This is a genomic window from Thalassotalea sp. HSM 43 (genome assembly GCF_004752005.1).
Lineage (GTDB): Bacteria > Pseudomonadota > Gammaproteobacteria > Enterobacterales > Alteromonadaceae > Thalassotalea_A.
Window position 1 is genome coordinate 477,623 of the sequence record NZ_CP038493.1, and the last position, 14,143, is coordinate 491,765.

General features: G+C 43.9%; 10 protein-coding genes. 2 read left to right on the forward strand and 8 right to left on the reverse strand.

Translation table 11 applies throughout. The features are described from left to right. The first annotated feature begins 173 nt into the window (after positions 1-173). Complete coding sequence (locus tag E2K93_RS02140; RefSeq protein WP_135437505.1) at positions 174-1,169, forward strand: YhdH/YhfP family quinone oxidoreductase; 996 nt, start codon at positions 174-176, stop codon at positions 1,167-1,169. A gap of 149 nt (positions 1,170-1,318) precedes the next feature. Continuing rightward, complete coding sequence (locus tag E2K93_RS02145; protein ID WP_135437506.1) at positions 1,319-3,628, forward strand: zinc-dependent metalloprotease family protein; 2,310 nt, start codon at positions 1,319-1,321, stop codon at positions 3,626-3,628. 144 nt (positions 3,629-3,772) lie between these two features. Here E2K93_RS02145 and E2K93_RS02150 read toward each other — a convergent pair whose 3' ends face one another. The 8 genes from E2K93_RS02150 to E2K93_RS02185 all read right to left on the reverse strand — a co-directional run bounded on the left by E2K93_RS02150 (position 3,773) and on the right by E2K93_RS02185 (position 14,121). Beyond that, positions 3,773-4,000: a glutaredoxin family protein gene (locus E2K93_RS02150; protein ID WP_135437507.1), complete on the reverse strand. Its 228-nt coding sequence runs from the start codon at positions 3,998-4,000 to the stop codon at positions 3,773-3,775. Positions 4,001-4,166: 166 nt separating this feature from the next. After that, positions 4,167-4,376, reverse strand: coding sequence for a TIGR02450 family Trp-rich protein (locus E2K93_RS02155; protein WP_135437508.1), 210 nt, complete (start codon positions 4,374-4,376; stop codon positions 4,167-4,169). A gap of 72 nt (positions 4,377-4,448) precedes the next feature. After that, entirely contained in the window at positions 4,449-5,045 is a 597-nt protein-coding gene (locus tag E2K93_RS02160; RefSeq protein WP_135437509.1) for a protein-disulfide isomerase, read from the reverse strand. 327 nt (positions 5,046-5,372) lie between these two features. Beyond that, positions 5,373-6,803, reverse strand: coding sequence for an ADP-ribosylglycohydrolase family protein (locus E2K93_RS02165; RefSeq protein WP_228445451.1), 1,431 nt, complete (start codon positions 6,801-6,803; stop codon positions 5,373-5,375). Positions 6,804-6,840: 37 nt separating this feature from the next. Next, positions 6,841-9,492, reverse strand: a complete 2,652-nt coding sequence (locus tag E2K93_RS02170; protein WP_135437510.1) for a beta-glucosidase — start codon at positions 9,490-9,492, stop codon at positions 6,841-6,843. Between the two features lie 8 nt (positions 9,493-9,500). Next, complete coding sequence (locus tag E2K93_RS02175; protein ID WP_135437511.1) at positions 9,501-10,286, reverse strand: sugar-binding protein; 786 nt, start codon at positions 10,284-10,286, stop codon at positions 9,501-9,503. Between the two features lie 48 nt (positions 10,287-10,334). Next, the gene (locus E2K93_RS02180) at positions 10,335-12,719 is read right to left on the reverse strand and encodes a GH36-type glycosyl hydrolase domain-containing protein (RefSeq protein ID WP_135437512.1); all 2,385 of its coding nucleotides are present in this window, start codon (positions 12,717-12,719) and stop codon (positions 10,335-10,337) included. Continuing rightward, positions 12,712-14,121 (reverse strand): MFS transporter, encoded by a 1,410-nt coding sequence (locus E2K93_RS02185; protein WP_135437513.1) that lies wholly within the window; start codon positions 14,119-14,121, stop codon positions 12,712-12,714. Before E2K93_RS02185 ends, E2K93_RS02180 begins: the two co-directional genes overlap by 8 nt. Positions 14,122-14,143: the final 22 nt, after the last annotated feature.

Below are 14,143 nucleotides of genomic sequence, written 5' to 3' on the forward strand. Positions count from 1 at the left end.
GAATTTTTGATGAAATTTTTTTCTAACTTGGCAGGTCTTGTGTTCCTTATCTGCCAGAATTTTTTGTTATTTATACTCAGCAAATTGCGCAAAAACACCTATCATCATTAAGGCATGCCTAGGCTTAATAGGTATCGTTTTTTGTAGCTATCGTTAGATATAAGGTAATCATTATGACGCAATCGTATCGAGCACTTTGGGTTGAGGAGCAAGCAGACGGCAGTTTTAGCCAACAAATAAAGCAACTCGACATGAGTAATCTTCCCGATGACGAGGTGCTAATCAAAGTGCATTATTCGTCACTAAACTACAAAGATGCAATGTCTGCGGCCGGTAATAAAGGGGTAACCAGACAATTCCCACACACCCCAGGTATCGATGCGGCAGGTACCATTGTTAACGATAAAACCAATCAATTTGCCAAAGACAGCAAGGTGCTGGTGTTTGGCTATGATCTTGGTATGAATACACCTGGCGGATTAGCACAATATATCTGCGTGCCGTCTAGTTGGGTTGTGCCTTGCCCTAACAATTTATCTTTATCTGATGCGATGATTTACGGTACCGGCGGCCTTACCGCAGCGTTATGCGTTGATAAGCTATTGCTTATGGGCGCTAAGCCTGATGATGGTCCGGTTGCTGTAACTGGCGCAACGGGAGGCGTTGGCAGCGTTGCCGTCGCGCTATTACATAAGCTCGGCTTTGACGTCGTCGCTTTTAGTGGCAAAACAGATAACAGCTACTTACAAAAATTAGGAGCCAATGACGTTGTTCATCGCGATCGACTCAATGATATAGGTGATAAACCGATGGGCCGCGCCCTGTATGCCCACGGTATAGATACGTTAGGCGGCGATTTTATGGCAAACCTAATTAAGCAAATTAAACCCAATGGCGGCGTCGCTGCCTGTGGTTTAGCAGCGTCTGCCACCTTTAGCTTAAACATGTTTCCGTTTATTACTCGTGGCGTATCCTTGTTAGGCGTTGACTCAGTAAATATTGCGCTTTCGAGAAAAGCGCATATGTGGCACAAAATATCCGAGCAATATTACCTACCGGTTTTAGCGACACTGTCCCAACAAATCTCGTTGGATCAGGTGCCTGATATTTTACCTAAGTTTTTTAAAGGTGAAGTCACCGGGCGATACTTGGTGAACATTGGCGAGTAATCGTTTTTAACGGCATCTTTTGATGCCATTAAATAAAAAACCATTTGTCAAAATGGCAAGCATAACCGCTAATCATGAACTAAAATTTGTGACAACGCTTGGCCATATAATAACAGTAATAGGCGTCGTAAGATTTCTATGGAGTTTTTATGTGGCTAAGAACCATCCTGCTGATATTGTCAGGGTTTTCCCTAGTATTATGCAGCTTTGCTTTAAGCAAAAATAGCTATGCGACCCCAGCACAGTCTGCGCAGCAGTCAGCTACGCAGACATCCGAACGACCAACAACGCAGACGACCAATTTGTGGCAGCTTGCTGCTCGCAACAAACAACCTGACCATCAGCAAACCCACGTTCATGAGCTAATCAACGAGCAAGACATAATAGTCAACTTTAATACTCAAGCGCTTACTGAGCTGCTCGTCGGTCAACAAATACGATTGCAAGTTAATCATCAGCAACACATTACTCTCACTGTAGACAGCAAAAAACACAGTGAGAAACACGGCAAACAAACATTATTTATCAGCGCCAGTGATCACCATGAACATACACCAACCACCTTGTTTTTAAGCCATCGCGATACCGCCAGCCAAGGTTGGTTAAGAACGCCAACGCAAAGCCTGCGACTGTTGGTGCAAAATGGTGAGGGTAAGTTGTTCGCCATCCATAGTATGCATAACGACGCGGACGATGTTAGACCGCACAAATACTTGCATAGTGATGATCTGCATGATCATGACAAAGCCCGTCAAATACAAAACAGAATTGCCGCGAACATGTCGTTAACAACGCCCCCACCGGAGTCGGAGATAGCCATACTTATGGTCTACACAGACGAGGTCGAAAGTTACTTTTCCGGGCAGCAAGACTTACATTTTAGTCACCTCATCGAAGTCGCCAATCAAACATTTAGCAACAGCAAGGTAGATATCAAATTGACATTGGCCGCTAGCCATAAACTGAGTTATCAATTTGATGGCGATTTACAAACCGCATTGCGCGATGTGACCTACAACGATTTACAACAACGAGAAAAAATCGAGCAAATCCGCTATGAAACGGCGGCGGATTTGGTGTTTTTTATCCTTGGGCGCAGAACATCAAATGTTACCGGTTATGCGTGGGTAAATGGTGAGTATGGGGTGATAAGTGAGGATATTCGTTCCATGTATTCGGTTATGCATGTCAATGCCTCGGATTACGTGTTTGCCCATGAGATCGGCCATAATCTTGGCTTGCGACATTCCAGAATGCAATGGCCATATGAAGGCTCCACCTTCGACTTTGCCTTGGGCCATGGCGTTGAAAAACGCTTTATCACGGTCATGGCGTATAACAGTGATTTCAAAACATCAAACCGCTTAGCTGTATTCTCTAACCCCGAGTTATCTTGCTTAGGTTACCCTTGCGGTGTCGATCAATCTGATCAGCAACAGGGTGCAGATGCCAGCTTTGCCCTCAATGTTATTCGAGATGATGTTGCTCAGTTTTATAGTGAGCCGGTCAACCTGACCCGCAGTGAAACCTTGCTGACCAGTTTTCAGCATGCGCAACTTAAAGGCTGCATTCAAGCCAATATCGCCAGCCATTATTATATTGGCATGTTTAACAGCCTCAGTTGTGAAGCAAAACAAATTTCAAATCTGGACGATTTAAGTAACTTGTTTGCTCTGCGCACCTTAAACTTAAGCTACAACCAGATAAACAATATTGAGACGCTAGGCAAGCTTAAGCACTTAGTGTCTTTAAACCTAAACAATAATCAAGTAAGTGATGTCTCGCCGTTATTTAACCAACAAAAGCGCTGGCTAAAATTATCATTACAAAATAATCCGGTCTATTGTTGGCAAGTGGACTATCTACAAAACTTTGAAGATGTTTATGCCATAGATTTACCCGCGGATTGCGACGATGCCACCGAGTATGACGATTACGATATGGATGGCACAAGTAATCGAGACGAACTCAACAATAACACCAATCCAGCGTTAAACGCCCTCGGAGCCGGTGTTGCGCGCTTTGCAATTGCCAGTTACCAATTTAATGGTGGCGCTGGCGATGTCAGCGTTAAAGTTGAACGTCGCAATGGCAATGTCGGTATTCTCGAGGTATCTGTTGCCGTTAATGATGGTGATAATAATGTGGTCAGCGATGAGGTTATTACATTACAGCAACGAACATTAAGTTTTGCTCATGGACAGTTAGAAACCACACTGAATTTGCATATTGGTGAGCTGCAAAGCAGCAGTAAAACCTATCAATTAGTGTTAAATAGTGGTGACAACTCCAGCAGCGCCAACGTGATCATCAGTAATGAACAAGTCACCAGTGCCGAGCAAAGCTCATCTTCTAGTGGCGGCAGTGGCGGTTCTCTATCTTGGTTTATCGCTAGCTTGGGGTTATTAATGGTGATGATAACAAGATGGCGAAAAGCATCTAGACAGGCATTTAGATAGGCATGAACGCCATTTCGTCGCTTTTGCAAAAGCTATTGCAAAAGCTACTGCTATAGCCATGTTAGAGCGGGTGTTAGGGCTGGTGTTAAAGTTGCTGCTAAAGCTGAAGTTGTCGATGAGTTTGTCATTGTAGATCACAAGCTATCAGGATTTGTACAAGCGATTAAATTGTTTAATTGAAAAACCATTGATAAATTGATCGCCTACTTTAACCACTGGCACGCCACGAAAACCAAGTTGATTAAACTCTTTTTTGCCATTAGGCGTCGAAACATTACAAAGCCGATATTTGATGCCTAAATTGTCCAGATATTGCTTCGCCGTTTGACAATGCGGGCATTTATTCATGGTGTATAAGGTCACTCGTTTCACAATATTGTTACTCGTTTTCAGTATGTCTTCGCACAGCGTTCAAAACTAAACACCTAAAATTAAACACCTAAAATTAAACACCTAAAATTAAACACCTAAAATTAAACACCTAAAACTAAACACCTATAATGGCAATGGCAATGACAGTCCGCATATAGGCCAATAGTTAATGCCAGCCACTGCGCCATATCGCGCTATCTTTTAGCTGACGCCAATCAATATCATATTGGTTATTATTGATAACCGCCTGAATGAGGCACTCTATTACCTTACCGTTATCATCGTATGTGACTTTGGCAATAAAGAAATGGCGTTCCTTATTATTGACCTGCAGTTTTGTCCACTTGCTGTTTAGTAATTTTTTGGGAGAGATCATCGTATCACCTTATTTTGCAGATGATACGATACAAAGCTCAGTTTAGATGCATTGTGGCTGCTTAACTCGACGTTAAAGCTCCATCTTAATGGCATCAATGATGGCTTCAGGTTTGGTCAAATACAGGTTGTGATTCAATAACACTAAGTTATCATCCACAGCCAATAGTAACGCCGGAAATGCTTTGGTATTGATCACTTGTTGAATCTCATCAATTTCCGCTAATGCGTACTCGGCATCGCGCGTTAAGGTGTCTTTAAATACCTTACCTGGTGGTGACAATTTAAAGGTGTCACACAATGATTGAAAATCTTCTTTATCCAATAACGGGTTATTGTCGACAAAGTGCTGCTGCTGTAGTGCACGTAAAATCGCAATTGCTTGGTGTGGCTGTTTATTTGCCGCCCAAGCCATAAAGTTAGCAGACATCAGCGAGTCTTTGCTGTCATCAGCGTATTGCAGATAATCCATACCAAAATGCGCCGCGCTCTGCTCAGCGACTTGTTGCGCCTGTTTTTTACCCGGACTGTCATTGCCATCAAAGTAAGCAATATGCCAAAGATGGATAGGCATATCAGCAAATGCCTTGTGAATTTGTTCAACCAGTGCCGATGATGCATAGCTCCATGGGCTATGGCTATCATATATAAAAAATAATTCTGCGTTCATTAATATTCAGCTATTGTCTAAAATTGTGGGGATTTTAAATAGTTTAGTCGAGAAATGCCAACAGGTATTGCAATATGCGATGACTATTTGCGGCAATCAAACTCGAACAACATCGCCAGTAGCTATAATAACTCGGCAATAAGCTCAGCTCAAAATTAACGCCTATCACAAATTAACAGCGGTAAAAATAAACAGAGGCCAAACCTATAAGGTTTCGCCTCTGTTTAGCTTTTAAGCTGACTCTCATGCATTAATCATGCACTAAGCTCGTAACTTTTCTTAGAATTAGGTGCCGAGTCATAAATCTAGGCGCGTGTGCTGTGCACTCTATTTGGTATTCAACGCCACAGGGATTTGCCATTTATTGGCATCGCTTCGGCCTTGCATTTTTTCAACGACAACCAAATCAATAATGCTTAACATGCGCTCTGCCATCAGCGCGAAACTGTCTTCACCATCTTTTGTTGGGGTATGGTCAGGAAAATTACGGCGGGTCCTATGTATCCAATAGGTATCTGATATATTGTCGCTTGCAAACGCCGATTTAACGCCATCAATACCGTGCAAAAAACCCAATAAACCGCCCCAAGTTGCCGTTGGGTTGTCAGAATCCCAGCCACTTAAGCTGCCTATTTGAATGGTTCTTTTTACGTCGCCTTGACCATAAAACCAACTCACCAAGCTTGCCGCATAATTAATGCCCGCTTCAAATGGGTCTTTGTATTGATAACCATCAGCTTGCTCTAATTGATAGCGCTGATACACCGCATCTCGAGTTACTTCCCAATTTTGTTTATCGGGGTTATTGCGATAGTGGGCCAATACAAAGTCAAACATTTTCGCCGGATAGTCATTATCGTTAAGATGTTTTCGCGCCTGAGTTGCTAACCAAATGCCTTGCTCAGCAATGGGTAAGTCTTTATCAACGCTGCTTGCCAGAGAATGCATTACCACATAAAAGTTGGCAATTTGCGCGGACTCATGATTGGCGGCGACGCGTATAGGTAAGTAGGCTATATCTTTGGCAACAGCGACATTAACCGGTGCCAACAAACCGAAAAATTCGGTGGTTAACTGGGCATCAATCATCATGTATTTGGCATTATTTTTAGCTTCACTGGTTTCTGGTGGCAACATGCCTTGTGCCATTAAAATACGGGCACGCTCATTTGATTCCCATAAAAAATTTTCTTTTACAGGCTCTGAATCAGCGAATTTTTTAAACAATGGTGCGTCATCTTCTGAATAGGTATGCTTGAGCCAACCTTGCTTGATTTGCTCAGCGGTTAACTTGGCTGTTTGTAACTGATGATGAAGGTGCAAATAAATGTATTCAATATCGGTATCATCATCTGCGCCCCAAGGCACGCCCTCACGCTCTAAGTAAAAGTCGATAACATCGCTATGTGGAACACCTTCGCCCCACATCGCCGGTAAATCTTTGCTGCCCCAGTCTTGGTCAGTATAAAACGGCATGGTTTCTGGGGTACCGACTTTATCCATTTCCGTGATCAAACCGGTCCAGTTGGCAATGCTTTGCCCTAACCAAAAGCCTTGCAATCGCTGCTGGTATGCTTGCTTATCGATTTCGACAAACGCAGCCGGTTGGCTACCTTGCTCATCCTCTGCTTGCGCTGCAACAACTTGCGTATCGTCAGCCTCAGCGTGCACAGACTGATCTTGTTTTGCTTGCTCAGAGCAACCAAGCAGAGCAAAACAGATCAGCATGGTGTTTAAACCTTGTGTAGATTTATTCATCGTATTTGCTCCTAGTTTGGCGATACCCACTTGTTGATTAGTTATTGCCAGGCTCATATTGAAATGCTTCGGTTAAGCGTATATCAGCTAACGAGGCACCTAAATGCACCTTAAACTGGCCAGCCTCGGCCTTCCAGTCATTAGCCTCGACACTCCAAAACGATAAATCGCGTTGACTCAACACCATAGAGACTTGTTTGCTTTCGCCGGGCTGTAAAAATACTTTAGCAAAACCTTTAAGCTCTTTAATTGGTCGCTCAACACTGGCTTCGACATCCTGCAAATATAATTGCACCACTTCAGCCCCAGCTCGTTTGCCGGTGTTTTTAACATCGACGGTGACTTGATATAGGCCGTTAGAATCATCATCGGAAGCGTACTCGCCTTTGCTTATATCGATGTTTTCAAAGGTAAAATCAGTGTAGGACAAACCATGGCCAAACACGAACTCAGGCTCAATGGCTTGTTGCTCAAACCAGCGATAACCGATAAATACACCTTCTTTGTATAATGATTCGGTGGCATTGTAGTCATTCAGCGCGATTGCCGCGGTATCTTGCAATCGTTTTGGTAAGGTAATTGGCATTTTGCCACTTGGATTCACATCACCAAATATCACATCAGCAAAAGCATTACCGGCCTCAAGGCCTCCGTACCAGCCCCAAACAAGTGCGTTCGCTTGCTCAGCCCATGGCATTTCAACCGCAGAGCCAGCGACCATAAACAGCACGGTATTCGGGTTGGCTTGAAGCAGATTGTTGATCACTTCGTCTTGCGAGCCCGGTAGTTTCATATCTGTACGGTCAATAGCTTCTCTGTCATCGCCATGGCTTAAGCCACCAAAATAAATGACCGCATCGGCTTTCGCTGCAGCAGCGGTATATTCTGCCTTGTCGACAAAAAATGCACCGGGTGCATCCCAACCAAGCACAAATTCACCGTTACCTTGATAACTAATGGCAAATTTATGATTTTTATCGGCACTCAAATTAACGCTAATACTGGCTGTTTGCTTGCTGTCAGAGTCCAGCTCTAAAACCGTATCACCATCAATATTAACGCTTATTTTCCCTTGATATTCGAGTTTTAACAGATGCTCGCCACTTTCAAATGGCTTTACCTCAGCGTCCATCTCAATAAACTCGCTGGCATTGTCAGAGCCACTTTTATAGCTGGCATTAATGATCCAAGACTCTTCTAATAACTCTGACTTAGATGCATCACTAAAACGTTTGTAGGTCCAAGCGGGCGTACCGGTCCAATGTTTCGAGGCGATATAATCGGCCGCAATTGGCGCTAAAGAACTCGAACGAGCGCGCATCACCTCGATATTAACCTCGTCACCCAAATAGTTTTTCAGCCCTTGCAATGGCGTGATTTCATATAACGACTTCACCTCTGAAGAACCGCCGCCTAAGCCATGGATACGATCGGCGTTAGGACCGAGTACTAAGACGTTTTTAATGTCTTTACTCAATGGCAAAACGTTGCCGTTATTTTTTAGCAACACCACGCCTTGACTGGCAATATGTCGCGCTGCTTGTTGATGCGTTTTGGTATTGCGACTGCCCGGTAAACGTGACTCATCCCACATACCGACTCGATGCATCAAACGTAAGATGCGTCTGACTTTGTCATCAACAACCGACTCAGAAATTTTACCGTCTTTTAGCATTTGCAAAAACGGCTGCGCCAAAAAGTAGTCGTCATAAGACTCAACATTGGTACCCATTTCTAAATCCAAACCATTAACCGCAGCATCATAGGTATTGATATCGACGTTCCAATCGGTGAGCAATACGCCGTCAAAGCCCCAATCGCCTTTTAAGATGTCCATCACCAGATGTTTCGATTGGTTGGCATTGGTGCCATAGTATTGGTTGTATGCGCCCATAACAGAATACACACCGCCTTGCTTAACCGCCGCTTCAAAGGCCGGCAAATACACTTCGCGTAAAGTACGTTCATCCGGTTTGGCATTAACACCAATACGGTTTAATTCTTGGGTATTGAGCGCATAGTGTTTTGCGTTGGCGGCAACGTCTTGCGATTGAATGCCTTTAACTTCAGGTACCACAAGACTGGCGGCAAGAAACGGGTCTTCGCCCATGTATTCAAAATTACGACCGTATAACGGCAAGCGCGCCAAATTTACACCGGGACCTAAAATGATATCTTTACCGCGATGCCGCGCTTCTGCCCCTAACACACTACCATGTAGGTGCGCCATTTCCGGATCAAAACTGGCTGCAACCGTGGTTAAATGCGGTAAATAAGTGGCATGATCATCGTCCCAACCTGCGGCATTCCAGGTGTCGCGTTCGTGTTGATAACGAACACCATGTGGGCCATCCGATAACCACAATTCTGGGATACCCAAACGTTCAATGGCATTGACGTGGAACTTGCCACTGGCATGCACCAAAGATACCTTTTCTTCTAACGTCAATTTTGCCAGCAACTGTTCAACGTCTTGCTCTACCTTGGCTAACCGTGTTTGTTTGGCTTGCTGGTAATCCGCGCTATCAATGCTTTGTACTGTTGCTTGCACCGCTTGTTGAGTTTGCTCGGTTTGTTCATTTTGTTGTGTCGACTGCTTACACGCCGATAAACCAACAAGCACGAATATTGATGACGCGCCATATGTTATCGCTCGGCTTAATATCGAATGTTTGATAGCGTTTTTCATGATCTGTTTTAGTTACCTTTAACCAACGTTAGCCGAGAAAATACATCGGCGGTTTTATAGCCTAAATTTTTATCGCCTGCGATTGGCGTAATCGTCGTAGAGCCGAGAAAGTGTTCTCTGACTTTACTGCCGTCATTGTCACAATAGGCGAGCATAAAGCCCAACACTTTACCTTCTTGCAAGGTGACCCGCGACGTCTGCCACTTGTCGAGCGGTTTGTTATGATCAAATGAATCATTATGAATTTCTAACGCCACTTCCCAAATGATGCCATTAGGTCGTTTATCATCACGACGCCACTGGCTTTTGACATGAGAATTTAGGGCTAAAAATTCCGGCTCACCGTTTTCCAGTTGACCACCGATATCAATCGCTTGATTATCCAAAGCAATATGATAGGCAAATGCATTATAGTCAAAGGTATGGGAACCACCGGACGCGTCTTCATCTATAAACACTTCTAACGCGTCATCATCCCAATAGAAAAACAGTGGGTCGGCGTATTGGTCAAACAGCACGTCGTCGCTCATCTCTACCAATAAGTACACATATTTTTCGTCCCAAGCGACCTTGAATCGCCCAGAAAAATCATCGCTTTTAGGGTAATTGCCAATCATGTCTTGATCCAATGGATACCATTGCCCCTGCTGCCATACGGGATCATCCGCGTCGGCATTTATGTTAATCGCTTGCTCGCTATATGGGGCTGTAAATGATTGCTTTTCAGGTTTCTGCCAGCTTAAACTTTGCCAACTTATGGTCATTAATAAAACAAGTACAATGGCACGCAACACGGCCTTTCTCCTTACATTGACAAAACATTGATAAATTATGTTTTGGCTTTATGGTCTCGGTATTTCGATATCCAACATATAATGTTTTCCTGCCTCTATCGCCCTGAAAACATTGCTATTTAATAATACATTATTAATATGAACTCGTGTTTTCTTTACCTCAGCGCGGCGAATATTAAAGGTGAAATAAGCCCCTCTAAAATTTCGAGAACCGCTGCACAGGTTCCAAGCTTGCGGTAGGTTAGGATTGATTCGCAAACCATCGCCCTCACCTTTTAAACCACAAATATGCTCGATAAAACATCGATACACCCATGCGATAGTGCCAGTGTTTATTAATTGGCTTGAACGCCCTGTGTATTCTGGGTGCAATAAATAGGCACCGCGGTAGTAGTTGGGAATAAAATTAGGTAACTGTCCACGGATAAGCGCATCGTTTTCATCGGGGAGCATTTTTCGCAATACATCATACGCCATACTCGACTCGCCTATTTGCAATAAACTATAGGCGTAAAACGCACTGGCATGATTATAAATGGAACCATTCTCAGCACTCCCCGGGAATTTTTGTGTAATGCGTCCAACGTCGTCACGCATACCGGTATAGGCTGGAGCCAGCATCATCACCCCATAAGGCGTGTGTAATCGTTGCATCACTTCATGCAGCAAGGTAAAGCGTTTTGCTGGTGTTGCCGCACCAGATAATATAGCAAAGCTTTGCGGGTTGAGATAAATACTACCTTCAACATCGTTTTTGCAACCAAAAATAACACCAGCATCGGTTTTGCCTCGAGCATACCAACCGCCATCCCAAAATACTTTATTAACCGCCTTATTTATCGCCTGACTGGCGTATTCAAACTCGGCCAACTTACTGCTTGGGTATTCAGGCAGGTAGGTTTTACAGATATAACACCATGTTTTAATCGCATAACTTGTTGCAAGTGACAACCATGCCGATACCCCTTTACCCTTATAGCCGACCATATTCATCGGGTCGCACCAATCGCCTTGGGCAATATAACTCAATCCTTGCTCGTCAGTGGCATCAAGTAGGTATTGCATCGCCAGTTCAACATGCTCTGCGAAACTGACGTTTTCGGCCGAATCGCCAAACGCCAAGCGCTGCTGCAAAATATCGCTATCATTGGTTTCATCGAGGTATACCTGCAGCGTCAATGGCAACCAAACACAATGGTCTGCATGTGGTACCTGATTAATGTATTTCAATGTCGCATTTTGCTCGATTAAAATACCATCGGGCATACGACCATCGCGGTGTTGTTGGCTCACCGCATGCAATAACGCTTTGCGAGTTTGCTCTGCGTTAATAAAAGCAATACCGATACTGTCTTGCAAGTAATTACGGGTTTGTGGGTCGGTGGTTAATCGTTGGCATTGATCATGATAAAAAATCTGTCTTGGCAGCCAGTTATTAACAAACTGGTTTAAGGCGTCATCCGGGCTATCGATAACAAAATGTTGTTGTGCTTGCTGCTGATAGGCTTGATAGCGCTCGCTGGCTTTACTAAAACCATCGGGATCATCAATGTATTTGGCTTTGATAGCCTCGATTTCGTCGGCATCTTTGGCTGGCCCAAACACCATTTTTACCGAAAAAACCTGTTTTTCATCAAGAACTTGTCGATATTGCAAGCAAGCCAAAGGAGTTTCATATATGGCTTCATCATTGGCTAATCGGGCTTTTTTTAAGGCGTCCGGCATCGATAAATGGCCATCACCTTCAAATTTTTGTTGATTGGCACAATAGCCATACGGCTTTTTCGATGTTAACAGATAGGTTTTGTCTTTTAGTTCTTGATTAGCAAAGTAATCATCAACCTTTTGATAAGGGGTAATAGACGTAGCGACGATGCCTTCTAATTCGTCTGCGTATTGTGCTTGTTGATTCATCCAGCTCATATAGCCGATTGAAAAATAGGGGTAAATACTTATTCTACGGGTTTTCTTCCCTAAGTTTTTCACCTCTAAGGTATACAGTTCACAAATATCTTCGCTGTCGATTTGTAAGGTCAGTAATACTTCGATACCGGATAAACGGTAACACCACTGAATCGATGACATGCCTTGGCGAAATCGGTAAAACTTGGCCTTTTGTCGACACGGTTGGTGTGGTGCCGAAAAAATTTCGCCAGTGTCTTCGTCTTTGATATAGACAAAACGGCCAGGTGCGTGGGCAAAGTACGGCATTTCCGGTTGCATAAAGGTCGTCGCTTCAATACTTGGACCGCGAGAATATTTGCCAGGCTCAGGTTGCATAAACTGCGCCTGCAAATAACCTTGGCAATTTGCCTGAACACTCAACTTTGGGTTAAACAAATAGGCCGATGCTAACGGCATTACCGTGGCATCTCGCAAGTTAATCGACGCTTGCTTTTGCTGAGATTGGAAATCAAAGTTCACTTTAGCCATGTTGATTGCCTTCTCCAGCTAGGGGAATTGGGGGGTTATTATTGTCCATCGGGTTATTGTCGTTCGCCTTTCTCGTTTTTAGTTGTTGCTGGATATCCGTTAGCCGCTTTTCTGTGAGTGGGTAAATTTTGATTAATAGCACCGACAATAAGGCAAATACTCCGGGGATCACCGTCATCAGCAACACAATACCGGCTTGCGATTCACTGCTTTGCTGTTGATTGGCGACGTAGCCAAGGGATGCCAGTAGATAACCAATTAGCGCCCCCGCCAAAGCGCCGCCGAGTTTTTGTGAAAATGCCGCAGCAGAAAATATCATCGCCGTTGCACGACGGCCGTTTTTCCATTCAGAATAATCTGCTGAATCGGCATACATTGAAAACACCAATGGCGATTTAGGCCCCAAACAAAAACCAATAATAATCTGGCACGCATACATCAGGCCGATGGCGTCTTTTGGAATAAAATAGAAAGCCATCGAAAATGCGCTGACTAAGGTCATTAAAATCAACAACAACACTTTTTTATCAAGATAGCGGCACATAAAGGGTGTCGCAGCCGCCCCGCAGGCCAATGCCAATAGGTAAACCATAGAAAAGCTACCGATCAGATCTTCTCGTTCGACAAAATACTTAAAGTAAAAGGTACCGGTGCTGGCTCGTAATGAAATGGTCATCATGATGATAAGCGCCAAAGCAAACAACACCAGCCAAGGCTTGTTTGAACCCAGATCGCGAATATCTTGCCAGACACTGCTTTGTTGGTTCTGCGGTGGTGCTATGCGCTCACGACAACTGCGAAATGTGAACCAAAATAATATTGCGGCGATGACACCGTATAACGCCATCGTTAATTGCCAGCCCAGGGCCTCATCACCAGCGCCTAACATAATCACCAACTCTGGGGTGATATAAGCAACTAAAGAACCACCAGAAAACGCACCGATAAAACGAAAACTTGTCAACGATGTTCTGTCTTTACTGTCATCGGTGATAACACCAAGTAACGCACCATAAGGAACGTTAATAAAGGTATAGGCTAACATCATGAATATATACGTTGCATACGCCCAAACCACTTTACCTGAATCTGAGACATCAGGAACGGTGAAGGTTAATACCCCGGCTGCAGCGATAGGTAAGATGCCCCACAGCAAATACGGTTTAAATTTCCCCCAGCGTGTTTGCGTCCTATCGGCGATTGCGCCCATGATAGGGTCAGAAAAGGCATCAATTAAGCGGGTAACCAACATCATGGTGCCCACAGTTGCTGCCGGCAAACCAAACACATCGGTATAAAAAATAAAGAGGAATACATCGAATACGCGCCAATAGAAATTGGAAGCTACATCGCCTAACGCATATCCGGCTTTTTCATTGAAGGATAATTTTGTGGTACTCAAGCTAGATCCTTTTTAATGTCAT

Excerpts from the sequence above, each read along its gene's own strand:
- E2K93_RS02155 (WP_135437508.1), bottom strand. The coding sequence starts at position 4,376 with ATGATCTCTCCCAAAAAATTACTAAACAGCAAGTGGACAAAACTGCAG.
- E2K93_RS02160 (WP_135437509.1), bottom strand. The coding sequence starts at position 5,045 with ATGAACGCAGAATTATTTTTTATATATGATAGCCATAGCCCATGGAGC.
- E2K93_RS02145 (WP_135437506.1), top strand. The coding sequence starts at position 1,319 with ATGTGGCTAAGAACCATCCTGCTGATATTGTCAGGGTTTTCCCTAGTA.
- E2K93_RS02180 (WP_135437512.1), bottom strand. The coding sequence starts at position 12,719 with ATGGCTAAAGTGAACTTTGATTTCCAATCTCAGCAAAAGCAAGCGTCG.
- E2K93_RS02165 (WP_228445451.1), bottom strand. The coding sequence starts at position 6,803 with ATGAATAAATCTACACAAGGTTTAAACACCATGCTGATCTGTTTTGCT.
- E2K93_RS02170 (WP_135437510.1), bottom strand. The coding sequence starts at position 9,492 with ATGAAAAACGCTATCAAACATTCGATATTAAGCCGAGCGATAACATAT.
- E2K93_RS02140 (WP_135437505.1), top strand. The coding sequence starts at position 174 with ATGACGCAATCGTATCGAGCACTTTGGGTTGAGGAGCAAGCAGACGGC.